Below are 25,862 nucleotides of genomic sequence, written 5' to 3' on the forward strand. Positions count from 1 at the left end.
CGAGCAGCGCGGCTGGATGATCTCCGAGGTCACCGCGGTGCCCGGCGTCCGGCTGGCGATCGTCTTCAGTTCCGACGGTCTGCTGCTGGCCAACTCGGAGGGGGTGGACCGTGACCTGGCCGACCGGCTGTCGGCCAGCTGTTCGGGTCTTCAGTCGCTCGGCCGTGGTCTCGGGCGGGAGTTCGGTGAGGACGGCGGCACCGTGCACCAGCAGATGGTGGAGTTCAACGGGGGTTTCCTGTTCATGCGCAGTGCCAGCGGCGCGCATCTCGCCGTGGTGACGGGACCGGTGGTCGACCCCAAGCTCGTCGCGCGGCAGATGCAGGCGCAGGTGATGAAGATCGGCGCGCACAACCTCAGCAGCCCGCCGCGCCAGGACTCCGCGTGAGCGGGTCGGGAGCGGGCTTCACGAACGGCGCATTACGCCCGTACGTGATCACCAAGGGACGCTCCCGGCCCTCCCGCAACACCATCGGCGTCGAAACACTCCTGATCGCGGTCGACCCTCCTCGGGCCCTCCCCCTCTCCGCCACCAGGGAGGAGATCGCCCTCGTACGGATGTGCGAGCGGCTCCTGTCGCTGGTGGAGGCCGCCGCCCATCTCCAACTGCCCGTCAGTCTGGTGAAGGTGCTGGCGTCCGACCTCGTCGACAGCGGACACCTGTCCGCGCGCTCCGGTGTTCCACGGGCCGCACAGCCCGACAAGCAACTGCTACAGGAGGTACTGGATGGTCTCCGCCGGCTCCGCTGACCGTTACTTGCCCGACACGGTGCAGCAGGCCGTCAAGATCCTCGTCGTGGGCGCGTTCGGTGTGGGCAAGACGACGTTCGTCGGGTCCGTCAGCGAGATCGAACCGCTGCGCACCGAGGAGGTCATGACGGAAGCGAGTGTGGGCGTCGACGAACTGGCCGGTCTGGAAGGCAAGACGACCACCACCGTCGCCATGGACTTCGGCCGTGTCACGCTCAGCTCCCGGCTGGTCATGTATCTGTTCGGGACCCCGGGGCAGCGGCGGTTCTGGGATCTCTGGGAGGGACTGGCCGAAGGCGCACTGGGGGTGCTCGTGCTGATCGACACCCGCAGACTGGAGGACAGCTTCGACGTCCTGGAGCAACTGGAGATCCGGGGACTGCCGTTCGCGGTGGCGGTCAATCAGTTCCCGGACAGTGAGCTGTACTCCGACGAGGAGCTGCGCGGCGCACTCGATCTGCTCCCGGAGACACCCATCGTGACCTGCGACGCCCGCCAGCAGACCTCATCGGTCGATGCCCTGATCACCCTGGTGCAACACGTGTCGGGCATGGGTGCGGCGGGGGCCGCCTCGTGAGCATGCTGCCGCCGCCGGGGTGCCCGGCGCACGCACACCACGGCACCGGTCCGGTCCCGCTCGCCGCCGTGGTCGGGTCCTCCGATCCGCGTGCGGTGTACCGCGACCTCCGCGAGAAGTGGGGCAGCCTCGCGAAGGTCGAGCTGGAGCCGGGTGTCCCCGCCTGGCTGGTGATGGGGTACCGGGAGATGCTGACCATCACCCGGCAGGAGCAGTTGTACTCCCGCGACGCCCGCAACTGGCGCGATCTCGACGAGGGGGTCGTCCCGCCGCATTCGGGGCTCCTGCCGATGATGGGCTGGCGTGCCAACGTCATCGGGGCCGACGGCCCCGAGCACCGGCGCCTGCGCAAGCCTCTCGACGACGGCATCGCGCGGATGGACCAGCGCAGGGTGCGTCGTGAGGTGGAGGCGCTGTGCACGGATCTGATCGCGGCGTTCTCCGAGCGCGGCAGCGCCGACCTGGTCAACGAGTACGCCACGATCGTCCCGATGCTCTCCCTCGCCTCGCTGTTCGGCCTGGACGGTGAGGAGGGCCGCGAGCTGCTCGACGCGCTCATCGCCCTGTTCGGCAGCGCGGACGACTCCCAGGCGGGTAACCGCACCTTCGAACAGATCCTTCTCGACACGGTGCGCGAGCGTCGGCGGAATCCGGCCGACGACATGACGACGGTCTTCATCAACCACCCGAATCTGCGCAACGAGGCGGAGCGGCTGCAGTCGATCGTCGTGATGATCTCCGCGGGCAACGAGACGGTCACGGCGTGGATATCCCACACGCTCCGTCTCATGCTCACGGATCCGCGGTTCGCCGCCCGGCTGCACGGCGGACAGCTCGGTGTGGACGACGCCCTCGACGAGGCGCTGTGGCGCGATCCGCCCATGAACAACATGCCCGCCCGGTACGCGCTCCACGACACCGAGCTGGGAGGCCGGCTCATCCGCCGCGGCGACTGCCTGGTCCTCGGGCTCGCCGCCGCGAACGACGACCCGGAGGTCCGGCAGGACGGTCCGGACGACGGGTGGGGCAACCGCTCTCATCTGGCCTTCTCCGCGGGCCCGCACATGTGTCCCGCACAGGTGCCGGCACGGCTGATCACCCGTACCGCGGTGCAGACCGCTCTGCATCTGCTGCCGGACATGAGGCTCGCCGTCTCCGCGGACGAGCTGGCCTGGCGCCCCTCTCCCTGGACCAGGGTGCCGGTGGCACTGCCCACGGCGTTCTCCGCGGCCCGCGTATCGGCCCGCGTGCCGACCGGCACGGGGCTGTGAATCCTCGCATCCTCGAACCCCCACATCCGAAGAGGCCCCCGCACGGCGGCGGGTCCTCAAGACCCCAAGACCCCAAAACCTCGAGACCTCGAGACCTCGAGACCTCAAGCCAAGGAGCAGCCCAGCATGACGTCGTCCACGAACTCCTCCGCCGAGGGGCACGTACCTGTCATCACCCTGGATCCGCACGGAAAGGACCATCACGGCGAGGCCGCCAGGCTCCGCGAGCTGGGCCCCGTGGTGCGGGTCCGGCTGCCCGGGGAGGTGCTGGCCTGGTCGGTGACCGACCACGCCCTGCTGAACGACATGGTCACCGACGCTCGTTTCAGCAAGGACTGGCGCAACTGGAACGCCATCATCCGGGGTGAGATAGCGGACGGCTGGCCGCTCATCGGCATGGTGAAGGTCACCAACATGGTGACCTCGGACGGCCAGGAGCACCGCCGCCTGCGCAAACTCGTCACCCAGACGTTCACCCCGCGCCGGGTGCAGGACCTGCGTCCCCGTATCCAGCAGATCGTGGGGCAGTTGCTGGACGACCTGCCGTCGCACGCCGCGGCCGACGGCAGCGTCGACCTCCGCCGGTACTTCGCGCACCCCGTGCCCATGCAGGTCATCTGCGAACTGTTCGGGGTGCCGGTCGACGAGCGTCCCCGTCTGCAGGAGCTGATGGACAACATCTTCCGCTCCGATCTGCGGCCCGAGGAGGTCCAGGCGAGCCAGATCGAGCAGTACGAGCTGCTGGCGCGGGTGGTCGAGAGCCGTAGGCGTGAGCCGGGCGACGACCTCACCAGCGCGCTGATCGCGGCCCGTGCCGCCGACCCGGACGCGCTGAGCGAGGAGGAGCTGGTCGGCACGCTGCTGCTCATGCTCTCGGCGGGACAGGAAACCACGCTGAGCCTGATCACCAACGCGGTCCGCGCGCTGCTGACCCATCCCGACCAGCGGGAGCTCGCCGTACGGGGGGACGCGGAAACCTGGGCGAACGTGGTGGAGGAGACGCTGCGCTGGGACGCTCCGATCGGCAACTTCCCGTTCCGCTACCCCCTGGAGGATGTCAAGATCGCCGGAGTCCGCATCCCGAAGGGCGAGGCGATCATGGCTCCGTTCAGCGCTGTCGGACGTGACACGGTTCAGCACGGCGAGGACGCCGACCGCTTCGACATCACCCGGGAGCAGCGCAGGCACCTGGCCTTCAGCAACGGTCCGCACTTCTGCCTCGGCGCACCACTGGCGCGGCTGGAGGCGGCACTGGCCCTTCCCGCGGTGTTCGAGCGGTATCCGGATCTGTCGTTGGCCGTCGATCCGGACGCCCTCGTGCCGGTGCCGTCCCTGTTCTCGAACAGTTCCTCGACGCTGCCGGTGCGGCTCGGGGGCTGAGCCGCCGCGCGGCCCGGCGGACGGGGGGTCCGCCGGGCCGCGCGTGGATCGCGGGCGGCCACCGGGGCTCCGTCGATCAGATCAGGGCGGCCCAGGTCCGAGGCCCGACCGAGCCGTCGACGGCGAGCTTCTCGCTGCTCTGGAAATCGGTGACGGCCTTCTCGGTCAGCGGACCGAACTGGCCGTCGACCGTGAGCTGGTAACCGTGTGCCACCAGTTGGGTCTGCAGCGCCCGGACGGCGTCGCCCTGCGAACCGCTCTTGACGTCGACCACCAGGCGGGGCCAGGTCCTGGACCCGATCTCGCCGTCCGCCACGAGTCCGTCGGCGTTCTGGAACGCCTTGGCCTGCGCAGCGGTCTTCGGGCCGTAGGAGCCGTCCACGGCCGTGCCGTAGCCGCGGGCACGGAGCAGGTACTGCGCGGTGGTGACGTCCGTTCCCTGCGACCCGACCTTCAGCAGCGGCCAGTCCGCGGCCGGCGGTCCGGGATCGGGCGGGGTCTCACCGGACAGGTTGACCGGACGGTACGGCTTGTACTCGCTGCCCGAGTCGAGCCCGTAGGTGCGCACCCGGTGATCTGTGCCGTGGCCGCCGCGCTGCTCGAAGGCCCAGTAGGCGGTGTGCGAGGAGTCGGTCCACTTCTCGAAGATGACCACGTGCCGGGTCGTGTTGGAGCCGTCCGCGTCGATCAGCAGGTCGCCGGGCTTGAGGTCCCCGAGGGAGATCGGGGTGGTCAGGCTGCGGTTGCTCGCGAGTTCGACGGTGTTCGGACCGGACTTCCACAGGCCGAGCGTCATCGACACGTAGCCGGAACAGTCCTGCCGGTAGCCGTCCGACCAGACCGAGGTCTGGCTGTACGGCACCTGGGAGCCGTTGTCGGCGGTGAGCCAGGTGCCGGCCCGGCGGAGCATCTCGGCCGGGGTGACGGTGCCGGCCTGCGCCTGGACCGAACCGGCCCGGGACAGCGAGGCGGTCGAAGCGGTGGTCGCGGCGGCGGTCGCGGACGGGGGGAGGAGCGTGATGCCTGCGACGGCGAGACCACCGGCGGCGACTGCCGCCAAGGCGAGGCGAGCTCGACGGCTCGCCCTGGAACGAAGTGACACGGTTCGCCCTTCAAGTGGGGGAATGACCGGCCGACGCACGTGGGAGGAATTCGGCCGAGACGCCGGCGGGGTTTCCACCCCGGGCGACAGTCATCATGCTCACCTCAAACTTCTCGCCCCACCCGGCACATGCGGTGAACCTTCACCTTTCCGTCACGCACCGGAGGGCCCGAGAGGCGACATGGCACTGATGTCGGACACCCGGAACCGTGCGGTGGAGAGCAGCGAACCGCTGGAGAAACCCATCCGCTTCCACCGACCCCGACCTCGACACCCGGAGCCGGACTCCGCGTTCCTCGAAGGCGTCCGCCAAGAGCCGGCCCTTGCCGTACGTCCCACCGCGGCCGCCCATGACGCGCACCACCAGCGCACCGGACGGAGCGGTGGCCGACGGGGAGTCAGGGTGAAAGCAGCCGAGGCCGGCGAGTCCACGGCTCGGCCGTCCGCCCGGGTCGGCGCCCGAACCGGCCGCAAGCGATCGCGGCTTCCGAACCGGGAGCGCGAGTTCGCTCCCCCTCACCCGCCCCATGCGACGGTGTCCCTACGGGTGGTGCGAGGGAGCTGAAGGTGGCGTCGCGGGTCGGGGCCGGACGTGCCGCACTGGTCGCAGTACTCACTCGCTGCTTCTCTCTCCGTGTCAGGCAAGAGATCCAGGCCGTCGAGGAAGACGAGAGGCAAGGCCGGGAACACCGGGAGCCACGATGACGAGCACACTCGGCTCGCCTCGTCACCGTGTGCCGACGGCCGGGAGGGTCAGGCTCAGTCGGTAGCCGCCCTCCGTCGTGGGGCCGCAGGTGACGGTGCCGCCGAGCAGTTCGGCACGCTGGCGCAGGCCGACCAGACCGTGGTGGGCGCCGGGAAGGGAAAGAGCGGGACGCGTCGGCGGTGAGTTGGTGACGGTGACGCGGACCGCCGCGTGCTCGTGGCGGATGCGTACGACCGCTGTCGCGCCGGGCGCGTGCTTCCGCACGTTGGTCAGCGCCTCCTGGACGGTGCGGTAGATGGCGCGCTGGACCGGCGGTGGCAGACTGTCCGGCAGGTCCGTCCGCAGCTCGGTCTCGATACCGCTGTTGTCGACCAGCCGCCGGAGATCGGCGAGAGAGGGCTGCGGAACCAGTTCCACCGGATCGCCCCCGGCGGTGCGCAGGACGCTGACCATGTGCCGCAGTTCTTCCAGCGTCTGCACACTCAGCTTCCGGATCGTGGCTGCGGCCTGCCGGACTTCGGGGTCGTGGCTGCCGACCTGGAGGGCCCCGGCCCGCACCGCGATGAGGCTGACCTGGTGGGCGACGACGTCGTGCATCTCGCGGGCGAGTGTCGTGCGTTCCCTGGCCAGCACGGTCTGGGCGGTCAGCTGCCGCTCGTGGTCGCGTGCCCGGGAGATCTCCGCGAGTCGCAACGACAGATCGCGCCGGGCCTGCACGAGCTGACCGAGGAAGACCGGTGCGGCCGCCGTCGCCGCCGTGTAGCCCAGGGCGATGAAGGTCGACGGTGTCGAGAAGTCGAATCCCGGCGAGGGCAACGAGATCAGATCGCTGAAGGTGAACGTCACGGCGCAGACGACCAGCAGAGTGCGGCCACGGGTGAGCGAGGCGAGCGTGTACAGCGCGGCCAGGGCGGCGAAGACCGAGTCGGAGAGGATGACGGCGGGAAGGGTGAGCAGGAACGTGAGCTTCGGCAGGCGCCGGCGCAGGAGAAGGACGAACGCGGCGAGCAGGGCGCAGGCCAAGCGCAGCGGCTCGGAGGCATCGGCATGGGCCCAGACGTCGAGCAGTGCCGCCGCGACGAGGGCGGCGTCCAGCAGCGGGGCGGGCGGGCGGCGGGCGCTCATGGTTCCTCCTGGTCCCTCGGCGGTCTGAGGAAGCCGGCGCGTTCCGCGAGCAGGGCGGCCTGGACGCGACTGCCCACCTCCAGCTTGGTGAGGACGGCGCTCACATGGTCCTTGACCGTGCCGATGCTCAGGTGCATCCGTGCGGCGATGTCGGCGTTGGTCAGGCCCTCGGCAACGGCTGCGAGTACGGCACGCTCGCGGTCGGTGAGCCGGTCGAGGCTGCGGACGGCCTCCTGCTGCGGGCCGGCGTTCAGGTAGCCGTCCACGACGGTTCGGGTGACCTCCGACGACAGGACGGTGCCGCCGTCTGCCAGAGTCCGCACCAGGGAGGGCAGTTGCTCCGGGTCGGTGTCCTTGAGCAGGAAGCCGGCGGCGCCCGAGCGAAGTGCCGCGGTGACGTACTCGTCCATGCCGAACGTCGTGAGCATGGCCACCACCGGAGGGTGCGGCAGTCCGCGGAGGTCGGCCAGGACGGTGAGGCCGTCCACGTCGGGCATGCGGATGTCCAGCAGTACGACGGCGGGGCGTCGCTCCTGTGCCGTTCGGACCGCCTGGCCGCCGGGGACCGCCGCCACGACCTCGATGTCGTCCGCCGCCTCGAGAATGTGCTGGAAACCGGTACGGATCAGCGCCTCGTCGTCGACCACCATCACCCGGATCATGCGTGCTCCACTCGCCATCGGGTCCCACTGTCCGATGTGTACCCGCCACCGGGCGCGCTTCCCGGTGCCGGGACCGACAGCCGCCAGGTGGCGGGGCTGTTCCAGCCGGTCGGCGGGACGGCTCCGGACATGTGCCGGATGGGTTCACGAGCGGCAGTGCCCGACGGTGGAGGCAGCAGTCGGTACCTCGTCGCAGGAAGGAGACCAGCCGGATGCCGATCAGTCTGACGTTTCTCTGTTCGATCGCCGGGGGCGAAACGAGCAGGCCGCTCTTCGGTGACGTTGCGGTGCGCGAGCACGGCCCGGTCGGCGCAGACGCCGTCGCAGCGGTCCTGCCCCGGTACTCGATGGCCGTCCGGGCGCCTTCCCTCCGCTGCGCGCGGACCGCTCATGCCCTCGCCCTCACGACCGAGGTGGAGCCTGCGCTGCGCGACTTCGACTACGGCGAGTGGCGCGGCCGTACCGCTGCCGAGGTCGCCGCCACCGATCCCTACGGGCTCTCCGCCCTGCTGACGGACCCGGACGCCGTACCCCACGGAAGCGAATCCGTGCGCCAGTTCTGCCGTCGGGTCGCGAACTGGCTGGACGGCCTGCCGCCACACGCGGGGCGCGTGGTGGCCGTCACCGAACCGGCCGTGATCCGGGCCGCGCTGGTCCACGCCCTGTCGGAACCGGTGAGCGCGTTCTGGCACGTCACGGTGGCGCCCTCGACCACGGTGTGCCTGTCCTCCCGGAACGGCCGCTGGCACGTGCGCCTCGGTCCCACGCCTCGCGCCGAGCCGGGCCGTCTCCGGGCGACCCCTGTGGCACGGCGTCGGGCTCACCGCGATCCGCTGGGCGCCGCGCTCGGTTCGGTGACCCCCGACGCGTACCCGTAGCGCGCCCACAGCCCGCCCACAGCATGCCCACGAAGCGATGTTCAGCCCCCACCTGACACGTCCCGGGCAAGCGCCCTCTCGGCTCAGGGAGCAGATCGAGCCAGTGCGATGTCCTCGCCGACCGCCCGCACCCGGGCGGCGGTGACGATCGTGCCGTCCAGCAGTGCGGCGGGCGCGCCGGTGACCGGATCGAACACACCGACGACCGCTTGACGGGTCGGCAGCGGCGCCCCGGTCATCGCGCGGGACGAGGGAGACCAGCTTGGTCACGAGCACCCCGGCCGACGGCACGCAGCCCGGCACGGCGGCCGGGAAGCCTCCCGTCCGGGCACGAGCGCCGCGTACAGGTGGTGGGGCCGGCCGTGGTTCCTCGCCCGGCCGGTGCGTACGGAGCCCGTGCGCGATCACCGGTTCCGACCGTCCTCCGCATGTCCCTGGTGACAGCGTGAGGACCGGTCGCCCACGGGTACTCGGGGGCTGAGCGGCGGTGAGAGCACCGCCCACGCCACACGGAAGGGTGGTTCCATGACTCAGCAGGTCAGCGAGGTCATGACGAGCGCCCCGGCGACCGTCGGACTCAGGCCTCGGTGACGGCCGTGGCCCGGACGACGCGGGACCAGGACGTCGGTGCCGTTCCGGTCACCGGGGGCGAGTGGTCGCACCGACCCACAGGCACATGGCAGACGAGCGCCGAGAGGAGCGTGCGCCATGACGACTCCCGATCCCGAACCGGGGCGGACCCCGGGGATCACACCAGGCGGCGGTGTGTCCCCCGGTGAGACGCCACCCGCCGAAGGCGGCACTTCCGGCATCTCGTATCCGGAGCCGCACGAACCGCGCAAGGGGTGGGGGCCGCTGGCACTCGTCCTGATCATGGTGGTGGTGGTGCTGGTGGCGATCGGACTGGTCGCCATGGTGGTGTCCCTGATCGCGTAGCGCTTCGGTCGCCGGTCGACCCCGGCGGCCGAGCCGCTCGGCCGCCGGGGTCGACGGATCCGGCCGTTTCCAGAAGCCGGGGGAAGTCGGGCTGCTCACGAGCTGCCGAGCTGCTCGTCCGGCGCGGCCTCCCGTTTCGCGTCCCGAGTCGTCAGACGGCCGAGCCGGGCTCTTCGGGCCGGATGCGTCCTCGCCAGGCGCCCGTCTCTCCGCCGCGCTGTTCGATGTAGTCCTTGAAGCGGTGCAGGTCTCCCTTGACCCGGCGGTCGATCACGCCCAGCACGTCCGCGCCCTTCTCGGCCATGCCGGTGGGCTCGACGTCCATCGTGAGCTCCACGCGGGTGCGGGTGTCGTCCAGCCGCTCGAACCTGACCGATCCCCGTTGCCGGGTCTCGCCGTCGACCACCCGCCAGGTGATCCGGTCGTCCGCCAACTGGTCGACGATCTCGGTGTCGAACTCGCGCCGCACCCCGCCGATGCTGGTCTTCCAGTGGTTGTGCCGCTCGTCGAGCTGCCGCACCTCCTCGACTCCCTCCATGAACTCCGGGAACTCCTCGAACTGCGTCCACTGGTTGTAGGCGGTGCGGACGGGCACCTCGACGTCCACCGTTTCCTTCACCGTGCTCACTGACTCCTCCTCACGTGCGGTCGTTCGGGCACGACGCCGGGTACCCGGGCCCGGAGACGTGAAGACCCGGATCGAGCCCGGTTCACGTTCGTCGGACACGACGTGCCGGCGCAGGTCGCCCGTGAGCGCCGAAGAGGATTCCGTACGCGGAAAAAACCCTGCCGAACGCCATCCCCCGAGGGAGATCGCACGTATGTCCTAGTGAACCGTGCGAGATGAAGGCAAGGATCATGTCGTTCTCCAGTCACCTGGCACCCGCCAGGAGGCACTCCGAAGACAGGCAGGACACGTCCACCGGGCACAGGAAGGGAAGGATGTCCCAGCACCGCGATCACCGTCGTCATGTGCCCGACTGCACCGGTTGCACACCCCCGCGGACCCCGCTGCCGCGGCTTCCGTGATCAAGGCCTTCCCATGAGCCGTCCCGACGGGATCCACGGGAACAGCCCCGCGCCTCGAGTGGTCCCCCGGCACCGGGCCGCCCCGCCGGCCCCGCCCCTGCCGCCGGGAGCGACCCCGGTCGCCGGCTACGAGATCCTGGCCCACCTGACCAGGACCGGATGGCTCGACGTGTACGACGCCTGGAGCCACGAGCGGGACTGCCGCTGCCTGGTGAAGACGCTGCGTCCGGACCGCCGGCACGAACCACGACTGCGCGAACGGCTCCTGCGCGAGGGCCGCTGGCTGCAGGCGTTCAGCCACCCGCATCTGGTCCGCGCGTACGAGACCGTCGAGACGCCCGAGCCCCTCGTCGTCCTGGAGACACTGACCGGCGAGACCGTCACCCACCTCATCGGCCGCCTGCGGCGCCGGCTCGCCGCCCATGACGTGGCCTTCTTGGGCCTGCACCTGTGCTCCGCACTGCACTACCTGCACGGCCGGGACCTGCTGCACCTGGACGTGAAGCCCTCGAACGTGATCATCGACTGCCGGCGCGCCAAACTCCTCGACCTCAGCGTCGCCCGCCCGCCGGGGCCCGCACCCGCCGGCATCGGCACCCGCTGCTACCTCGCCCCCGAACAGGCACGCGGGGGCAGCCTGTCCGCCGCCGCGGATGTGTGGGGGGTGGGCATCACCCTGTACGAGACCGCCACCGGTGACCTCCCGTTCCCCGAGGTCACCTCCGCCACGACGGACGAAGAGCCCGCCGACAGCCCCTGCGCCCCGCCGGCGTCCGCGAGCCTCGGCGACACCTGCGGCCGACCGCACCGGTACCCGCAACTGGAGGGCAGGGCCGCGCCCGTGGGCACCCGGCGCCGCCTGCCGCGGGCGCTCGCCACCACGATCGACGCGTGCCTGGAACCGGACCCCGCCGCCCGGCCGGGCATCGGTTCCCTCGCCGCGGCGCTCGACGCGCTGCTGCCCTCCCACCGCAGGGACGTGGAGCCACCGGCGCCCGAGCAGACCCTCGGACAATCCCTCCGCAATGATGCTACGTATTAGTGGTATGCGGCATTTGGGGCTTTCCCTGGAGCAGATGCCCGACGACGCGCTGCTGGCGGGACTGACGACCGACGACCCCGAGTTCGCGGTGGCGTTCGTCCGTCGCTTCCAGCACAAGGTCTTCGGGGTGGCCATGACGGTCACCGGCGACGCCCAGCTCGCGGAGGACGTGGCCCAGCAGACCTTCGAACAGGCCTGGCGCCACGCCCAGGTCTACGACTCGCGCCGCGGATCGGTCCGTACCTGGTTGGCGGCCATCGCCCACAACCTGGCGATCGACGCCGTACGCTCCCGCAGGGCTGTTCCCGTGGACCCCACCCGGATGGCGCCGCTGCTGGAAGGGACCACCGACACCCCTGAGCGGCTGGCGGTGGCCGACGAGGAGTCGGCCGAGTTGCGGCGGGCCATCGCGGAGCTGCCGCCGGGCCAGGCCCGCGCCATCGTCATGGCCGGCATCTACGGCATGACCGCACAGCAAGTGGCGGACCTGGAGCAGATCCCCCTCGGCACCGCCAAGACCCGGATCAGGACGGCGCTGGCCAAGCTGCGCGCGACCCTGACGCACAGGCAGGACACGACATCATGACCGGCGACGACACCTTCGCATGCCGACGGCTGCGGGACAGCGCCGCCGAAGTGGCGCTGGGAGTACTGCCCGCCCAGGAGCGCGCCGAGGCCCTGGCCCACCTTCAGCGCTGCCCCACCTGCCGGGAGAACGTCCGGGAGCTGGCGCGCACGGCCGACGAACTGCTCCACCTGATTCCCGGACACGAGCCGCCGGAGGGGTTCGAGACCCGCGTGCTCCAGCGCATCGGACTGTCGCCCCGACGCCGTCGCCGGACACTGCGCCAACGGTTCGCCCTCGGCCTCGCAGCCGCTGTGGCAGCCGCGGCGCTGGCCGTGGGCGGATGGGCGATCGGCGTCACCTCCGCGCCCTCACCGTCCGACACCGGACCCGCCCGGCCCGACCGGCTGCTCAGCGCCGACCTCACCTCCCACAGCCGGGACGTCGGACGCGTCTTCGCCTACACGGGTCAGCCGCACTGGCTGTACATGTCGGTGGACGTCGCCGACTTTCCCGCACACGCCCGGGCGGCCCTGCACGGCACACTCACCTGCCGGATAGAACGGGCAGACGGTTCCACCACCACCATCGGCACCTTCTCCCTGACCACCGGCTACACCCATTGGGTCGCCCCCTACCCCGCCGGCTCGTCGCCCGTGACCGAGGTGCACCTGCTCGCGGCCGACAGGTCGGTCGTGGCCGGCGCCACCCTCCACCCGTCCGACTGAGCTGCGCCGGCCGGAGCCCTGCCCCGGCCGGCCCCGTGCCCGCGCCCCTCTCGGCCCTACGCCACGGTTCAGCCTCCAACGGGTGAATCCGGCCGCCCGGTGGCCGACGGCCGACGTGGCAGCGGGAAGGTCACTCTGCACACCGACAACCGATGAGTACGGAGCGTCCCCATGCCGAAGTTCCTCATCCAGGCCACCTACACGCCCGAGGGCGCGAAAGGCCTGCTCAAGGACGGCGCGAGCGGCCGCCGCGCCGCCGTCGACCAGGTCGTCACCGGCCTCGGCGGGAAGGTCGAGACCATGTACTTCGCCTTCGGGGAGAGCGACACCGTGCTCATCGTCGACTTCCCCGACGCGGTCTCCATGGCCGCCGTCAGTCTCGCCGTCAAGGCCAGCGGCGCCCTCCAGACCCGGGCCACCCCGCTCCTCACCCTCGACGAGATCGACGAGGCCACCCGCCGAGAGGTCACCTTCCGCGCCCCCGGCAGGTAGCCGAGAGCCACGAGTCGTCTCCGGCACGCCCCCGGGTTTCCCCCGGGGGCGCGGCGCCCACGACCCCGGGCCCGCCCACGCCCGCCGCACCGCCGACAAGGCCGTCCCGGCCCGGCGCCGGGCAGCCCTGCCGGCCGCTGAAGCCCCTCTCTGTCGCCGGATGCTCGGACACGCCTCCTCCGCACCGGCCCACCGGCCCGGGCGGAGCCGAACGCCGACCGGCGGGGACAGTCGCTGAGCGATCCCCCACTCGAGGACCGTCCCCACCTGGCTGGCCCATGAGCGGCCTCGCGCCGAGCGCCTCCCCGTGGACAAAGGCTCGGCAACCGAGTGCCCGGGTAATTCGATGGCGCGCGTCGGGCGGGTTCCGCACGCTGTCACCGTGGAAGAACCCAAACACCGGATCCGCGCCCGCCACACCGACTCCACGGTCGTCGTCCACCAGGCGTATCCACCGGAGATCGGCCTGCCCGCGGCCCGGGAGGGCCGCTTCCCGGCGGCCTGGAAGCGGGACCGGATGACGTGGATCAAGCCGTCCTTCCTCTGGATGATGTACCGCTGCGGGTGGGGGGCCAAGGAAGGGCAGGAGGTCGTCCTCGCGGTCGAGATCACCCGCGAGGGCTTCGAGTGGGCGCTGGAGCACGCCTGCCTGTCCCACTACGAGCGCGGACTGCACACCGACCGGGCCGCCTGGAAGCGGCAGTTGCAGCGGGCCCCGGCCCGGGTCCAATGGGACCCCGAGCGCGACGTGCACCTGCGGCCGCTCGCCCACCGCTCGCTGCAACTCGGGCTCGCCGGCGAAGCGGCACGCCGTTACGCGGACGAGTGGACGGTCTCCGTCACCGACACCACCGCTCTCGCGCACGAGATCCACGGGCATGTCCGGGGCGGCGACCTGGAAGCCGCCCGGCGGCTTCTTCCCCGAGAACTCCCCTACCCGGTTCCCGAGGGGCTCCTGGATCACCTGCGCCCCTGAGGGCGGTCGCCGGTCGAGACGTCCGCCACGGCCCGGAGCCGGGGTGGCGTCGCAGGGGGCCGCCCGGGGCGGGCCGGTGTCTTCTCCGAGCTCGTTACGTCCGGTGCCACGGGGTACTCGTGGGGCGCTGCCGGTGGATGTGCGCGCAGCGGGCCACCTGTCCCCGACGTCGGAGCGGTCGTGAAAGCACTCGTCGTCAACTGCACTCTCAAGCGGTCCCCCGAGCCTTCCGACACCGAGACGCCGGCCTCCGTGGTGGCGAAGCGGCTCTCTGAACAGAACGTGCAGGTCACGTCCGTACGGGCCGTCGACCTCGACATCGCCCCCGGCGTGGTCACCGACGCCGGCGACGGCGACGAGTGGCGCCGGGTCCACTCGAGACTCCTGGAGTCCGAGATCCTGATCATCGCCTCGCCCACCTGGCTGGGCCGGCCGTCCTCGGTGGCGCAGCGCGTCCTCGAACGCATGAACGCGATGATGTCCGAGACCGACGACGAGGACCGTCCCGTCGCCTACAACCGTGTGGCCGGCGTGGTCGTCACCGGGAACGAGGACGGCGCGCACCACGTCATCAGCGAGATCTCCGGGGGCCTCGCCGACATCGGCTACACGATTCCCGGCCAGGCCTGGACGTACTGGCACCTCGGCCCCGGCCCGGGTCCCGACTACCTGGACGAACAGCGGGGCCGCGACTGGGCGCACAGCACCGGTCACGCCATGGCCGACAACCTCCTCGGTGTCGCGCGGGCCCTGTCGGCGCTGCCCTTGCGGGCAGGTGGCTGAGAGAGGCGCCCATGACAGCCCCCCTCCCGGCCTCCGAGCAGGCCGAACCCCCCACCGCCGCTCCCCGTCTCCGCTGCTGGGTCCCCCGGGGCGTGTACACCCCGCAGACCGACACCGGGCTCCTGAAGCGGGCGTTGGGTCGCGAGCGGATCACGGGAGGCACGGACGTGCTGGACCTCGGCACCGGAAGCGGCCTGCTCGCGGTGGAGGCGGCCCGGCTCGGCGGCCGGGTCACCGCGGTCGACATCTCGTGGAGGGCGCTCGCCACCGCCTGGTGGAACGCCCGGCTGAACGGGCAGTCCCTGCGGGTGCGCCACGGCGACCTGGCGACGGCCGTGCCCGGCCGCCGCTTCGACCTGGTGATCACCAACCCGCCCTATGTGCCCGCTCCGAACACCGCTTCGCCGCGGGGCCCGGCCCGGGCCTGGGACGCCGGATCGGACGGCCGGCTGTTGATCGACCGCATCTGCGACAGCGCGCCGACGGTCCTGCGGCCGACGGGGACGCTCCTGATCGTGCACTCGCACCTGTGCGGCGTCGACGCCACCCTGACCCGTCTGGAGGAAGCCGGTCTGCGCCCGGAGGTGGTCGACCGGACCCGGCTGCCCTTCGGCCGGGTGCTGCGCTCACGGCTCGCCTGGCTGCGCGAGCAGGGTCTGGCGGCCGACGGAACGACGGAGGAACTGGTGGTCATCCGTGCCGAACACGCCTGAACGCCCCCGCCGCGTCCGCGTCCAGCGCGACGGGCCGCTGCTCATCGAGGGGCCGGTCGAAGTGGTGGGCGAGGACGGCGAGGTGACGGTCTCCCGGCGCTTCACCGTGGCTGTCTGCACCTGTCGCCGGAGCCGCGTCTTCCCCTGGTGCGACACCAGCCATCGGCGCCGCTGCAAACCCTCCGACCCGGGCTCCCGTACCGAGCGGAAGGAGGGCGACACCCCATGACCGGCCCCGCCCCCCGGCGCCGGCTCCGGCTGCTGCCTCCGCCGCTGCCCGAGCCGCGCGGCCCGCTCTCCGCCGCGGTGACCGCTCTCCTGCGGGGATCGGCCCCCGGGAGCACGGCCCCCGGGAGTGTGCCGTCCTCCGAGCGGTGTCCCGCCTACGGCGACGACCTGCAACTCGCCCTCTACGTCCTCTACGAACTGCACTACCAGGGCTTCCAGGGCGTCCCCGACAGCCTTGAGTGGGACGGTGGCCTGCTGGCCTGTCGCGGTGCGCTCGAGCGTCGCTTCCTGAGCGCGCTGCGCGAGGACGTGCCGGTGGACGGCACGGACACGGCCCGGCAGGCGCTGGACGAACTCCAGCTCGAACCGGTCGGCGACGACGGCGGCGTCTCCCACTTCCTCCGCGACGAGGGCGGCCTCGAGCACCTGCGTGAGTACGCCGCGCTGCGCTCGCTGTACCACCTCAAGGAGGCGGATCCGCACGCCTGGGTCCTCCCGCGGCTGCACGGGCGGGCCAAGGCCGCCATGGTCGCCGTCGAGTTCGACGAGTTCGGTGCGGGCCGCGCCGACGAGATCCACGCGGAACTGTTCGCCGACCTCATGGAGGACCTGCGGCTGGACACGGCGTACGGCCACTACGTCGACGCCGCCCCGGCCGAGGCGCTCGCCACCGTCAACCTGATGTCCCTGTTCGGTCTGCACCGAGCCCTGCGCGCGGCGCTCGTCGGGCACTTCGCCGCCGTCGAGACGACCTCGTCCCCGGGTTCGCGCCGCCTCGCCGAGGCGCTGCGCCGCGTGGGCGCGGGCCCTGCGGCCGTACGGTTCTACGCCGAGCACGTGGAGGCGGACGCGGTGCACGAGCAGGTCGTACGGCACGACGTCGTCGGCGGTCTCCTGGAGGGCGAACCGCACCTGGACGCCGAGGTGGTGTTCGGGATCCGCGCGACCGTCCATCTCGAGGCCCGCCTGGCGGCCAGGCTGCTCGGCGCCTGGCGCGAGGGTGCCACGGCACTGCGCGGGGACAGGCCGCTGGAAGCCGACGTCCGCGCTTCGGCTTAGCGGCTCCGGCTCCGGCCCCGGGGAGGCCGCGGCCGGTCACAGGCTCGTCAGGATCTGCGGGGCGAGGGTCTTGATCAGGGTGTTGGTCCAGCGCATCTGCCGCAGGGTCTGCGGATGGCACTCGGAGACCACGGCGAGCAGTCCCTCGTCCTTGGTGGCCTGCGCGACCTGCGCGAGCATCTCCCAGTGCAGGGAGTTCTCCGCGGCGCCCAGGTGCAGCTCCCGGAGGTCCCGCAGGAGCAGCAGACCGGGCTCGGGGTGTCGCGGCACCGCCCCGGCGGCCCGGGCGGCTCCCGCCCGGGGGTCGAGGGCGAGGTCGAGGTGGTGGGTGCGGGCGGCGTCGGCCAGGCGCTCGATGTGCCGGTGGGACCACTCGGCGAGGTCGGTGGCGACGTGGTGGACCTCGTGCTCGGCACGGTGGCGTTCGGCCACGGTCGTCAGTTGCTCGGCGAGGCGTTGCTCACCGAGATGGAGCGTGCGGAGGGTGAGGGTGAGACCGTTCACCGGGCGCCCTCCTCACGGTCCGGGGAGATGTCGCCCGACTGGGTGACGAGGGCGGGCGTCCCGCCGGTGGTGGGAGGTACGGAGTCGGCGCGGGAGGCGGCCGAGGCGGTGGTGGTCGGCGCGGGGGCGTGATGACCGTCCGCGCGTTCCACCAGGCGCAGCGCGGCCGCGGCGGTCTTGAACAGCGGCTGCTTCGACGCGGGGTCCCAGTCGGTGACCGTCGTCTCGTTCGCGGCGCGCCCGGGTGGCCCGTCGTCCGGGCCGTGCCCGGCCTCGGTGTCCCAGTAACCGTAGTGGAAGGGGACGAACAGCAGCCCCCTGCGGATGTCGGTCACCCGTAGCCGCCCCCGCAGGGCGCCACGGGGTGTGGTGACCTCGACCAGGTCGCCCTCGCCGAGTCCGAGCGCGGCCGCGTCGGAGACGGAGGCCTCCACCCACACCTCGGGGGCCGCGGCGTTCAGTTGGGGCGCACGCGCGGTCTTCGTCCGCGTGTGGAAGTGGTAGAGGGTGCGGCCGGTGGTCAGCTGGAACGGGTGGTCCTCGTCGGGCGCCTCGTGGGGCGGCAGGTAGTCGGCCGCCTTGATCACGGCCTTGCCGTCCGGGTTGAGGGAGCGGTATTCGACGGCCTCCGCGGTCGCGCCCGTCAGCAGGTCCTTGCCGTAGCTCTCGCAGACGTCGGGGTGTGCCCAGCTGATCCCGTCGGTGTAGAGCCGTTGCGTGCCCTCGGGGGCCTGTTCGTCGCACGGCCACTGGATGCCGCTTCCCCCACGCAGCTTGTCGTAGGTGAGGCCGGTGTAGTCGCACGGCCGGCCGGCGCTGCAGCGTTTCCACGCCTCGAACGCGGACTCCGGGTCGTGCCAGGTGACCAGCGGGCCGCCGTCCTTGTCGCGGAAGTCCATCCGGGCCGCGTAGTCGAGGAAGATGTCCAGGTCCGGCCTGGCCTCGCCGGGCGGTTCGACCGCCTTGTCGGACAGGTGCACGGTGCGGTCGGCGTTGGTGAACGTCCCGGTCTTCTCGCCCCAGGTCGCGGCGGGCAGGACCACGTCGGCCAGCTGGGCGGTCTCGGTCAGGAACAGGTCCTGCACGACCGTGAAGAGCCGCTCCTGCGCCAGGATCGAGCGGATGCGGGACAGCTCGGGCAGCGACACCGCCGGGTTGGTGCCGCTGATCCACAGCATGTGGATCGAGCCCTGCTCGGCGTAGCGGAACATCTGCAGGGCGTGCGTGGGCGGGGCGTAGTGCGGGATGGCCGACGGCTCGACGTTCCACACCCTTGCCAGGTCGGCGACATGGCCGTCGTTCTGCCAGTTGCGGAATCCCGGCAGGTCGCCGTCGGCTCCGCACTCGCGGGTGTTCTGGGCGGTGGGCTGCCCGTTCATCTGCAGCACGCCGGCGCCGGGCCGCCCGAGCATGCCGCGGATCAGGTGCAGGTTGTTGACCTGCACCGCGGCGGCGGTGGCCTGGTGGGACTGGTAGACGCCCTGGAGGACCGTGGACAGCAGCCGGTCGGCCGTGCCGAGGAGCTCCGCCGCCTCGCCGATCCGCGCGGCCGGTACGTCGCAGATCCGCGCCGCCCACAGCGGGGTGCACTCCTTCACCCGGGACGCCAGCTCCTCGAAGCCGACCGTGTGCGCCGCGATGTAGTCGTGGTCGACGCGGTCGGTACGGATGATCTCGTGGAGCAGCGCGTTGAGCAGGGCCACGTTGGTGCCGATCCGCGGAGCCAGGTGCACGGCCGCCCGGCGGGCCGGCCGGGTGGGGCGCGGGTCTATGCAGACCAGGCGGGGCGGACGGGGGCCCTCCAGCCGGTCGAGGACGCGCATCCACTGCACGGGCTGCGTCTCGGCGGTGTTGTGCCCGAACATCCCGATCACGTCCGCGTGGTCGATGTCGTCGTAGCAACCCGGCTGCCCGTCGCAGCCGAAGGACTCCTTCAGCGCCTCGGCGGCGGTGGACGTGCACAGGCGGGTGTTTCCGTCCAGGTGGTTGGTGCCGATCCCGGCCCGCGCCAGCACGGCGAGCGTGTAGTACTCCTCCAGATACAGCTGCCCGGAGGTGTAGAAACCGAGCGATCCCGGGCCGCGGTCCTCGAGCAACTCCCGCGAGCGGGTGACGATCCGTTCCATCGCGGTGTCCCAGTCGCACTCCACCAGCCGCCCGCCCTCGCGGACCAGCGGCAGGGTGAGCCGGTCCGGCGAGGCGTTCGCCTGCCAGCCGAAGAGGTCCTTCGGTCCCAGGCGGCCCCGGTTGACGCGGTCGCCCGCCCGTCCGCGCACCCCCACCATGCGCCCGTCCACGACCGCGATGTCCATCGCGTCGCCGTCGGAGTGGAGGATCGACGCGGCCTGTACCCATCGCTGCACCCGGCTCGCCTCGACCCCCGGTTCGAGATACGTGTCCACGCGTACGGGCCACGGCTCGTGCGCGCCGTAGGGGGTACGGCCGCCCCAGGGGTGGGCGATCCGGTCCACCGAAGCCTCCGAAGCCTCCATGTACGCCTCCCGACACACCGACGGCGTCCGCCGCCTCGTCGTCCTCGGTACCCCTCGCCCCACTCCCGTAACGCCGTCAGGGACGTCTCGGGCGCTTCCCGGCTTCCCGGCCCTTCCCGGTGACCGGATCCGCCGGCGACGGTGTGGGGAACGGACTGCGACGGGTACCCGGCAGGCCGAGCGGCGGTGAGAGCACCGCCCACGCCACACGGAAGGATGGTTCCATGACTCAGCATGTCAGCGAGGTCATGACGAGTGCCCCGGCGACCGTCGAACCCCAGGCCTCGGTGACGGCCGTGGCCCGGATGATGCGGGACCAGGACGTCGGTGCCGTTCTGGTCACCGAGGGCGAGCGGCTGCGCGGGCTGGTCAGCGACCGTGACCTGGTGGTGCGCGCCCTGGCCGAGGGCGGCGACCCCAACCGGACCACGGTGGCCGAGGCGTGCAGCGAGGACCTGGTCACCGTGGGCCCCGACGACGACCTGACCCTCGTGGTGCAGGTGATGCGCGAGCACGCGGTCCGCCGGGTCCCGGTCGTCGACGACGACCAACACGCGGTGGGCATCGTCTCCCTCGGAGACCTGGCTATCGAACGCGACCCCGAGTCGGCTCTCGGCGACATCAGCGCCGCGAAGCCCAACCAGTGATGCCGACGGCATGGGGGCCGGGCCCGAGGGAACCCGGCCCCCATGGGTGCGAACCACGCCGAGGCCCCGATCCTCGAAGCTCTTGCCCGGTACGGGAACGCGGACGAGTTGGGATTCACGCCACCGGGCCACAAACGGGCACGCGGCGCGGACCCACGGGCCCGTGCGGTCCTGGGCGACGCCGTCTTCTTCGGTGACGTCCTGGCCAACGGCGGTCTGGACGACCGGCTCACCCGGGGCGGGGTCCTGGCGCGGGCCGAGGACCTCATGGCCGACGCGGTGCACGCGGACCACACGTTCTTCTCGACGTGCGGAAGTTCACTGTCGGTGAAGGCCGCCATGCTGACGGTGACCTGCCCGCACCACACGCTCCTCGTCGGACGCGACGCGCACAAGTCGGTGGTCGCCGGGCTCATCCTGTCGGGCGTCGAGCCGGTGTGGGTGGAGCCCCAGTGGGACGCCTCCCGGCACCTCGCCCACCCCCCGTCGGCGGCCGCCTACGACAGGGCGTTCACGGAACATCCCCATGCCGACGGCGCCCTGGTCACCAGCCCGACCCCGTACGGAGCCGCGGCCGACCTCGCGGGCATCGCCGACGTCTGTCACCGCCGCGGCAAACCGCTCATCGTGGACGAGGCATGGGGAGCGCACCTGCCCTTCCACGACGACCTGCCGTCGTGGGCCATGGACGCGGGCGCCGACATCTGCGTGACGAGCATTCACAAGATGGGCAGCGGACTGGAACAGGGCTCGGTGTTCCACCTCCGGGGCGACCTCGTCGATCCCGCCGAACTGGCCTCGCGGGCCGACCTTCTCGGCACCACCAGCCCCAACGTCCTGATCTACGCCGGCATCGACGCGTGGCGTCGGCAGATGGTCGAACACGGGCAGGAACTCATGGGTAGTGCACTGGAGTCGGCCGAGCGTACGCGTGCGGCCATCGAGGCGGTCGACGGCTTCCACGTCAACGACGCGAAGGACTTCTGCGGTCCCGGTCGCGCAGCCGACTTCGACCCGCTCCCGGTCGTCATGGACATCAGCGACCTCGGCACCAGCGGCTACCGCGCCGCCGACTGGCTGCGGGCGCACCATCGCATCGACACCCATCTGTTCGACCACCGGCGCGTCAGCGCGCAGCTCACCCACGCCGATGACGAGCAGACCACCGCGCGCCTCCTCACCGCCCTGCGTGATCTCGCCGACCACGCCGACGAACTGCGGGACCCCCCGCACGTGGCCGTGCCGTCCCCGGCCGATCTGCGGATGGACCAGGCCCTCCTGCCCCGGGACGCCTACTTCGCGCGGCATGCGAAGGTCCCCGCGGCCGAGGCCTCCGGCAGGATCGCCGCCGAGATGATCACTCCTTACCCGCCCGGCATCCCGGTGGCCCTGCCCGGTGAACGCCTGACCGAGCCGGTACTGGAGTACCTGGTCACAGCGGTCGAAGCCGGTGTGTTCCTGCCGGACGCGGCCGACCGGCGCCTGAACACCGTACGGGTCGTCGTGGACGACTGACCCGTACCGCGCGCGCCGTGCCCGCATGCCGTGCCCGCGTCCCCTGTTAGGCCTCGTGCCACCGGGTACTCGGCGGTACGTTCCCCGATCGCCACACGCTCCACATGGGAGACGGGAGAGACGATGGCCGACTTCGGATACTTCCTGTCGTGCGAGGAGCACAGCCCGGCTGAACTCGTCGAGCAGGCCAGAATGGCCGAACAGGCCGGCTTCGGCTCCCTCTGGATCTCGGACCACTACCATCCGTGGAACGACCGGCAGGGCCAGAGCCCGTTCGTGTGGACGGTGATCGGCGCCCTGTCACAGGCCGTCTCGCTGCCCGTCGAAACGGCGGTGACCTGCCCACTCGTACGGACCCATCCCGCGGTGATCGCCCAGGCGGCCGCCACCTCCGCCGTCCAGCTGGGTGGCCGTTTCCGACTGGGGGTGGGCACCGGCGAGGCGCTCAACGAGCACATCCTGGGCACCTCCTGGCCCGAGGCACCGGTACGCCTGGAGATGCTGGAGGAGGCACTCCAGATCATCCGGCAGCTGTTCACCGGCGAGCAGACGAGCCACCGCGGCAAGCACTACACCGTGGAGAACGCCCGGCTGTACACCCTGCTCGACGAACCGGTGCCCATCGACGTCTCCGCCTTCGGCCCGCAGGCCGCCGAGGTCGCGGCACGCATCGGCGACGGTCTGATCACGATGGCGCCCGACGCCGCCGTGGTCGAGCGCTTCCGCCGCGGTGGCGGCGGCACCAAGCCGGTGTACGGCGGACTGAAGGTGTGCTGGGGCGCGGACCGGCAGGAGGCGCTGCGCACCGCGCACCATCTGTGGGCCAATGAGCAACTGCCCGGGGAACTGCCGCAGATCCTGCCGACTCCACGCCATTTCGAGCAGGCGTCCGAGTTGGTCACCGAGGACCGGGTGGCGTCCGCCGTACCGTGCGGTGACCACCCGGACACGCACGTCGAGGCCCTGTCGGCGTTCGTCGACGCGGGATTCGACACCGTGTACGTCAACCAGATCGGCAAGGACCAGCAGGGCTTCTTCGACTTCTACCGCACGAAGGTCCTGCCGCGACTGCGCGACTGACCCGTGCCGAGGGACGGCGGTGGAGCCATGGAGCGGCCGGCGGACGCGACGAGCCTCGCCCTCGTCGTGATCGACATGATCAACACCTATGAGCACGAGGACGCCGAGCTGCTCGTACCGTCCGCCCGACGCGTCGTACCCGTCCTGGCGGAGCTGGTCGAACGGGCCCGCGAGGCGGACGTGCCGGTGATCTACGCGAACGACAACTTCGGCCTGTGGCGCTCCCACCAGGGGGAACTCGTGGACACCGCGCTGGCCGGGCCCCATGCCGACCTGATCGAGCCGATAACACCCGACGACGAGTCGCTCTTCGTGGTGAAGGCCCGCCACTCCGTCTTCTACGAGACACCCCTGTCCTACCTCCTGTGGCGGCTGGGCGTCGGACACGTGGTGCTGAGCGGTCAGGTCACCGAGCAGTGCGTCCTGTACTCCGCCCTGGACGCGCACATCCGCCACCTGGAGGTCACCGTGCCCAGGGACGCCGTCGCCTCCATCCATCCCCATCTGGAGTCCGCCGCCCTGGAGATGATGGAGCGCAACATGGGCGCCCGGGTCACCACGGCGAAGGAGATCGACTTCTCGTGACGGGAACCGTGCTTCCCGCCGCGCCCCCGAGCGCCGGGACCGCCCACCCCTCGACCACGGGGGCCGGTCAGCCCAGGGGGCGGCAGTACAGCGCGTCCGGGGTCCGGAAGGAGCCGATGCGGCCGGTGTAGGCGATGCCGGCCGCGTACTCGCCGTCCGCGCACTGGCCCTTGTGGTGGCCGTGCCCGAAGTCGCCGCCGCCGGGGGCCGGACCCCTGTTGTCGCCCCGGTCGAACCAGACCGTACGGCCGGCCGCGGCGGTGATCGCGCCGGGCCGGGCGGCCGCGCACAGGGCGGCCGAGACGGCGGAGCCGCGGACGCTGTAACCGGTGAGGAAGTACCCGTCGGGGCACTGGAGTTTGGTGTAGCCGGACGCCCAGTCGCCGCCCGGAGCGACGTGCCGCTCGTCGGTGACCACCTCGTGTCCGCGGGTCGGGTCCCACAGGGGCCCGGCGGTCACGTCGGAGCACAGGCCCCGGTTGCCCGTGTGGCTGAGGCCGAGGAGGCGCTGTCCGTCGGGGCAGACGGCCTTGCGGGCGCCGGAGTCCCAGTCGGGGAGCGCGCGCATGCGCCGCGAGGCGACGAAGTCGGCGTGGTCGGGGCTGAGCATCGACCAGTCGGCCACGGGGCTGATGCGGCCGGTGCGGCCGGAGGCCCCGATGAGCCGGGTCCAGGCGGCGGCACGCCAGTCGTCGCCGTCGTGGAGGCCCATGCGGTGGCCCGCGGCATCCCAGTGCAGCAGCGCCCAGCCGTTGCCCGCGCGGTTGTCGTGCCAGCCGACGAGCGGCCAGTACGCGAAGTCGGCGTCGGTACGGATCAGGTGGTCGACGAAGTTCTCGAACCAGGCGCGCTGCTCGGCGCCCGTCTCCCCGCGGCCTCCGACACCGAACTCGCTGATCCAGACGGGGGCGGTGAAGTGCCGGTCCTGTTCGGCCGACACGTAGAAGGCCTGACGGTTCAGCACGTCGATCAGTTCGGCGGGGGTGAGGTCCTGGTAGCGGGGGTCGGTGGTCTCGCCGACTCCGGTGGCACCGCTGTGGTTCGGGCCGGTGTAGCCGTAGAAGTGGGCGGAGTACACGAGCTTGCCGGAGTCGACGAGGGTGTGCGAGAGCCGGCGTACGGGCTCCAGCGTGGGGCGTTCGTGCGCGAAGCCGTCCACGGGGATGCCGGTCCAGTTGATGCCCTCGACGATGATGAGGAGGTCGGCGTTCGCCTCCGTCAGGATGCGGTCGCCCAGGCGCTGGGAGGCGGTGAACCAGTCGTGCCGGTCGCCCAGACCCCAGTTGGGGTCGTCCCAGACGGTGCGGCGGACCTCGTTGTACAGGTCGGCGCCCACCACTCGTTGGTTGTCCTTGTAGCGGCGGGCCATGAACAGCCAGTCGTTCTCCCACTTCTGGGTGGACTGGCTCGCGTTCCAGCGTTCGTTGCCGTCGACGCCGCAGCACCAACGGGTCGTGTTGGTGTGGTTGTTGAGGATCACCGCGAGTCCGGAGGCGGTGAGTTCACGGATCACGACGTCGTAGACCTGGAGCGGCGTCCTCCCGCGCAGGACGGGGTTCGCGGCGACGGAGTCGTCCGTGACGGGACGGCCGTCGTGGATCATCTCGTTGGAGAAGGGCAGCCGGACGCTGTTGATCCCGATCTCCCGGAAGCCGGCGATGATCTCGGCCATGGGGGCGCGGTCCAGGCCGAGGGGTATCCGGCCGGCGTTCTCCCCGGCGTGGTGGTCGGCGTCCTCGTCCCTGCTTCCCGAGCCGTTCCAGGTGCCGCTGGCTCCGTGCCAGTTGCCGGACCGCAGCTTGAAACGGTCACCGTCCGCGTCGACGATCCAGCGGCCCCGGGTGCTGAGGGGCGCCGTCCAGTCCTCGGCAGAGGCGGACGCCGGCCCGGGGGCGGGCTCCCGCGGCGCCGCGGTCGCGGCGGCGGGCGTCAGGGGCGCCAGAAGGAGTACGGCGGCCAGAGCCGCCCTGCCGAAGAGTCCGCGCACGGCCACCACCCGAGAATTGGATTGTCATGCCCATTCCCATGTCGCGACCA

General features: G+C 71.6%; 28 protein-coding genes. 20 read left to right on the forward strand and 8 right to left on the reverse strand.

Annotated features, from left to right (window positions below; translation table 11 throughout):
* Positions 1-16: 16 nt before the first annotated feature.
* From JL475_RS02505 to JL475_RS02525, 5 genes are all read left to right on the forward strand, one after another.
* Positions 17-388, forward strand: a complete 372-nt coding sequence (locus JL475_RS02505) for a roadblock/LC7 domain-containing protein (protein ID WP_202275347.1) — start codon at positions 17-19, stop codon at positions 386-388.
* Complete coding sequence (locus JL475_RS02510; RefSeq protein ID WP_109377082.1) at positions 385-750, forward strand: DUF742 domain-containing protein; 366 nt, start codon at positions 385-387, stop codon at positions 748-750. The genes JL475_RS02505 and JL475_RS02510 overlap by 4 nt, the downstream gene beginning before the upstream one ends.
* Entirely contained in the window at positions 728-1,327 is a 600-nt protein-coding gene (locus tag JL475_RS02515) for an ATP/GTP-binding protein (protein WP_202274676.1), read from the forward strand. Before JL475_RS02510 ends, JL475_RS02515 begins: the two co-directional genes overlap by 23 nt.
* Positions 1,324-2,598, forward strand: a complete 1,275-nt coding sequence (locus JL475_RS02520) for a cytochrome P450 (RefSeq protein ID WP_202274678.1) — start codon at positions 1,324-1,326, stop codon at positions 2,596-2,598. Before JL475_RS02515 ends, JL475_RS02520 begins: the two co-directional genes overlap by 4 nt.
* A 126-nt stretch (positions 2,599-2,724) precedes the next feature.
* Positions 2,725-3,978 carry a cytochrome P450 gene (locus tag JL475_RS02525; RefSeq protein ID WP_202274680.1) on the forward strand — a complete coding sequence of 418 codons (1,254 nt, stop codon included), beginning with the start codon at positions 2,725-2,727 and terminating at the stop codon, positions 3,976-3,978.
* Positions 3,979-4,054: 76 nt separating this feature from the next.
* On the opposite strand, the gene JL475_RS02530 is transcribed toward JL475_RS02525, so the two are convergent.
* The 3 genes from JL475_RS02530 to JL475_RS02540 form a co-directional block, all read right to left on the reverse strand.
* Entirely contained in the window at positions 4,055-5,080 is a 1,026-nt protein-coding gene (locus JL475_RS02530) for a peptidoglycan-binding protein (RefSeq protein ID WP_202274682.1), read from the reverse strand.
* A gap of 727 nt (positions 5,081-5,807) precedes the next feature.
* A complete protein-coding gene (locus JL475_RS02535) occupies positions 5,808-6,911 on the reverse strand; it encodes a sensor histidine kinase (protein ID WP_202274684.1) in 1,104 nt (367 codons plus the stop codon).
* A complete protein-coding gene (locus JL475_RS02540; protein ID WP_202275349.1) occupies positions 6,908-7,573 on the reverse strand; it encodes a response regulator transcription factor in 666 nt (221 codons plus the stop codon). The genes JL475_RS02535 and JL475_RS02540 overlap by 4 nt, the downstream gene beginning before the upstream one ends.
* A gap of 212 nt (positions 7,574-7,785) precedes the next feature.
* Here JL475_RS02540 and JL475_RS02545 point away from each other — a divergent pair, with 212 nt between their 5' ends.
* On the forward strand, positions 7,786-8,451 hold the full coding sequence (locus JL475_RS02545) for a histidine phosphatase family protein (RefSeq protein WP_202274686.1): 666 nt from the start codon (positions 7,786-7,788) through the stop codon (positions 8,449-8,451).
* Between the two features lie 83 nt (positions 8,452-8,534).
* On the opposite strand, the gene JL475_RS39720 is transcribed toward JL475_RS02545, so the two are convergent.
* Positions 8,535-8,690: a hypothetical protein gene (locus JL475_RS39720; RefSeq protein ID WP_237406050.1), complete on the reverse strand. Its 156-nt coding sequence runs from the start codon at positions 8,688-8,690 to the stop codon at positions 8,535-8,537.
* Between the two features lie 469 nt (positions 8,691-9,159).
* On the opposite strand from JL475_RS39720, the gene JL475_RS02555 reads away from it, so the two are divergent.
* On the forward strand, positions 9,160-9,387 hold the full coding sequence (locus tag JL475_RS02555) for a DUF6480 family protein (RefSeq protein ID WP_202274688.1): 228 nt from the start codon (positions 9,160-9,162) through the stop codon (positions 9,385-9,387).
* Between the two features lie 151 nt (positions 9,388-9,538).
* Here JL475_RS02555 and JL475_RS02560 read toward each other — a convergent pair whose 3' ends face one another.
* Positions 9,539-10,015: an SRPBCC family protein gene (locus JL475_RS02560; RefSeq protein ID WP_202274690.1), complete on the reverse strand. Its 477-nt coding sequence runs from the start codon at positions 10,013-10,015 to the stop codon at positions 9,539-9,541.
* 414 nt (positions 10,016-10,429) lie between these two features.
* Here JL475_RS02560 and JL475_RS02565 point away from each other — a divergent pair, with 414 nt between their 5' ends.
* The 9 genes from JL475_RS02565 (at position 10,430) to JL475_RS02605 (ending at position 17,002) form a co-directional block, all read left to right on the forward strand.
* Complete coding sequence (locus JL475_RS02565; RefSeq protein ID WP_202274692.1) at positions 10,430-11,458, forward strand: serine/threonine-protein kinase; 1,029 nt, start codon at positions 10,430-10,432, stop codon at positions 11,456-11,458.
* A gap of 4 nt (positions 11,459-11,462) precedes the next feature.
* Positions 11,463-12,044, forward strand: coding sequence for an RNA polymerase sigma factor (locus JL475_RS02570; RefSeq protein ID WP_202274694.1), 582 nt, complete (start codon positions 11,463-11,465; stop codon positions 12,042-12,044).
* Entirely contained in the window at positions 12,041-12,751 is a 711-nt protein-coding gene (locus JL475_RS02575; RefSeq protein WP_202274696.1) for a hypothetical protein, read from the forward strand. The genes JL475_RS02570 and JL475_RS02575 overlap by 4 nt, the downstream gene beginning before the upstream one ends.
* Before the next feature lie 171 nt (positions 12,752-12,922).
* Positions 12,923-13,243: a GYD domain-containing protein gene (locus JL475_RS02580; protein ID WP_202274698.1), complete on the forward strand. Its 321-nt coding sequence runs from the start codon at positions 12,923-12,925 to the stop codon at positions 13,241-13,243.
* 382 nt (positions 13,244-13,625) lie between these two features.
* On the forward strand, positions 13,626-14,219 hold the full coding sequence (locus JL475_RS02585; protein ID WP_307824957.1) for a DUF4291 domain-containing protein: 594 nt from the start codon (positions 13,626-13,628) through the stop codon (positions 14,217-14,219).
* Positions 14,220-14,399: 180 nt separating this feature from the next.
* Positions 14,400-15,002, forward strand: a complete 603-nt coding sequence (locus JL475_RS02590; RefSeq protein WP_202274702.1) for a flavodoxin family protein — start codon at positions 14,400-14,402, stop codon at positions 15,000-15,002.
* Positions 15,003-15,013: 11 nt separating this feature from the next.
* On the forward strand, positions 15,014-15,715 hold the full coding sequence (locus JL475_RS02595; RefSeq protein WP_202274704.1) for a HemK2/MTQ2 family protein methyltransferase: 702 nt from the start codon (positions 15,014-15,016) through the stop codon (positions 15,713-15,715).
* Positions 15,699-15,944 carry a CDGSH iron-sulfur domain-containing protein gene (locus JL475_RS02600; protein ID WP_202274714.1) on the forward strand — a complete coding sequence of 82 codons (246 nt, stop codon included), beginning with the start codon at positions 15,699-15,701 and terminating at the stop codon, positions 15,942-15,944. The genes JL475_RS02595 and JL475_RS02600 overlap by 17 nt, the downstream gene beginning before the upstream one ends.
* Positions 15,941-17,002, forward strand: a complete 1,062-nt coding sequence (locus JL475_RS02605) for an iron-containing redox enzyme family protein (RefSeq protein WP_202274716.1) — start codon at positions 15,941-15,943, stop codon at positions 17,000-17,002. Before JL475_RS02600 ends, JL475_RS02605 begins: the two co-directional genes overlap by 4 nt.
* Before the next feature lie 36 nt (positions 17,003-17,038).
* On the opposite strand, the gene JL475_RS02610 is transcribed toward JL475_RS02605, so the two are convergent.
* Both JL475_RS02610 and JL475_RS02615 read right to left on the reverse strand, forming a co-directional pair.
* A complete protein-coding gene (locus JL475_RS02610) occupies positions 17,039-17,506 on the reverse strand; it encodes a hypothetical protein (RefSeq protein ID WP_202274718.1) in 468 nt (155 codons plus the stop codon).
* Positions 17,503-19,998 carry a molybdopterin oxidoreductase family protein gene (locus JL475_RS02615; RefSeq protein WP_202274720.1) on the reverse strand — a complete coding sequence of 832 codons (2,496 nt, stop codon included), beginning with the start codon at positions 19,996-19,998 and terminating at the stop codon, positions 17,503-17,505. Before JL475_RS02615 ends, JL475_RS02610 begins: the two co-directional genes overlap by 4 nt.
* A 224-nt stretch (positions 19,999-20,222) precedes the next feature.
* Between JL475_RS02615 and JL475_RS02620 the strand changes: the two genes are divergently transcribed.
* The 4 genes from JL475_RS02620 to JL475_RS02635 all read left to right on the forward strand — a co-directional run bounded on the left by JL475_RS02620 (position 20,223) and on the right by JL475_RS02635 (position 23,825).
* A complete protein-coding gene (locus tag JL475_RS02620) occupies positions 20,223-20,645 on the forward strand; it encodes a CBS domain-containing protein (protein WP_202274722.1) in 423 nt (140 codons plus the stop codon).
* Between the two features lie 42 nt (positions 20,646-20,687).
* The gene (locus JL475_RS02625) at positions 20,688-22,160 is read left to right on the forward strand and encodes an aminotransferase class I/II-fold pyridoxal phosphate-dependent enzyme (RefSeq protein ID WP_202274724.1); all 1,473 of its coding nucleotides are present in this window, start codon (positions 20,688-20,690) and stop codon (positions 22,158-22,160) included.
* A 123-nt stretch (positions 22,161-22,283) separates the two neighbouring features.
* The gene (locus tag JL475_RS02630) at positions 22,284-23,240 is read left to right on the forward strand and encodes an LLM class F420-dependent oxidoreductase (RefSeq protein ID WP_202274726.1); all 957 of its coding nucleotides are present in this window, start codon (positions 22,284-22,286) and stop codon (positions 23,238-23,240) included.
* Between the two features lie 27 nt (positions 23,241-23,267).
* Positions 23,268-23,825, forward strand: coding sequence for a cysteine hydrolase family protein (locus JL475_RS02635; protein WP_202274728.1), 558 nt, complete (start codon positions 23,268-23,270; stop codon positions 23,823-23,825).
* Between the two features lie 67 nt (positions 23,826-23,892).
* Here the strand turns inward: JL475_RS02635 and JL475_RS02640 are convergent, their stop codons facing one another.
* Positions 23,893-25,821 (reverse strand): glycoside hydrolase family 5 protein, encoded by a 1,929-nt coding sequence (locus JL475_RS02640; protein ID WP_202274730.1) that lies wholly within the window; start codon positions 25,819-25,821, stop codon positions 23,893-23,895.
* Positions 25,822-25,862: the final 41 nt, after the last annotated feature.

Source organism: Streptomyces sp. M2CJ-2 (assembly GCF_016757295.1).
GTDB lineage: Bacteria > Actinomycetota > Actinomycetes > Streptomycetales > Streptomycetaceae > Streptomyces.

Excerpts from the sequence above, each read along its gene's own strand:
- JL475_RS02570 (WP_202274694.1), top strand. The coding sequence starts at position 11,463 with ATGCGGCATTTGGGGCTTTCCCTGGAGCAGATGCCCGACGACGCGCTG.
- JL475_RS02545 (WP_202274686.1), top strand. The coding sequence starts at position 7,786 with ATGCCGATCAGTCTGACGTTTCTCTGTTCGATCGCCGGGGGCGAAACG.
- JL475_RS02525 (WP_202274680.1), top strand. The coding sequence starts at position 2,725 with ATGACGTCGTCCACGAACTCCTCCGCCGAGGGGCACGTACCTGTCATC.
- JL475_RS02575 (WP_202274696.1), top strand. The coding sequence starts at position 12,041 with ATGACCGGCGACGACACCTTCGCATGCCGACGGCTGCGGGACAGCGCC.
- JL475_RS02595 (WP_202274704.1), top strand. The coding sequence starts at position 15,014 with ATGACAGCCCCCCTCCCGGCCTCCGAGCAGGCCGAACCCCCCACCGCC.
- JL475_RS02615 (WP_202274720.1), bottom strand. The coding sequence starts at position 19,998 with ATGGAGGCTTCGGAGGCTTCGGTGGACCGGATCGCCCACCCCTGGGGC.
- JL475_RS02535 (WP_202274684.1), bottom strand. The coding sequence starts at position 6,911 with ATGAGCGCCCGCCGCCCGCCCGCCCCGCTGCTGGACGCCGCCCTCGTC.
- JL475_RS02620 (WP_202274722.1), top strand. The coding sequence starts at position 20,223 with ATGACTCAGCATGTCAGCGAGGTCATGACGAGTGCCCCGGCGACCGTC.
- JL475_RS02565 (WP_202274692.1), top strand. The coding sequence starts at position 10,430 with ATGAGCCGTCCCGACGGGATCCACGGGAACAGCCCCGCGCCTCGAGTG.
- JL475_RS02625 (WP_202274724.1), top strand. The coding sequence starts at position 20,688 with ATGGGTGCGAACCACGCCGAGGCCCCGATCCTCGAAGCTCTTGCCCGG.
- JL475_RS39720 (WP_237406050.1), bottom strand. The coding sequence starts at position 8,690 with ATGACCGGGGCGCCGCTGCCGACCCGTCAAGCGGTCGTCGGTGTGTTC.
- JL475_RS02540 (WP_202275349.1), bottom strand. The coding sequence starts at position 7,573 with ATGATCCGGGTGATGGTGGTCGACGACGAGGCGCTGATCCGTACCGGT.
- JL475_RS02605 (WP_202274716.1), top strand. The coding sequence starts at position 15,941 with ATGACCGGCCCCGCCCCCCGGCGCCGGCTCCGGCTGCTGCCTCCGCCG.
- JL475_RS02515 (WP_202274676.1), top strand. The coding sequence starts at position 728 with ATGGTCTCCGCCGGCTCCGCTGACCGTTACTTGCCCGACACGGTGCAG.
- JL475_RS02630 (WP_202274726.1), top strand. The coding sequence starts at position 22,284 with ATGGCCGACTTCGGATACTTCCTGTCGTGCGAGGAGCACAGCCCGGCT.
- JL475_RS02635 (WP_202274728.1), top strand. The coding sequence starts at position 23,268 with ATGGAGCGGCCGGCGGACGCGACGAGCCTCGCCCTCGTCGTGATCGAC.
- JL475_RS02505 (WP_202275347.1), top strand. The coding sequence starts at position 17 with ATGATCTCCGAGGTCACCGCGGTGCCCGGCGTCCGGCTGGCGATCGTC.
- JL475_RS02580 (WP_202274698.1), top strand. The coding sequence starts at position 12,923 with ATGCCGAAGTTCCTCATCCAGGCCACCTACACGCCCGAGGGCGCGAAA.
- JL475_RS02555 (WP_202274688.1), top strand. The coding sequence starts at position 9,160 with ATGACGACTCCCGATCCCGAACCGGGGCGGACCCCGGGGATCACACCA.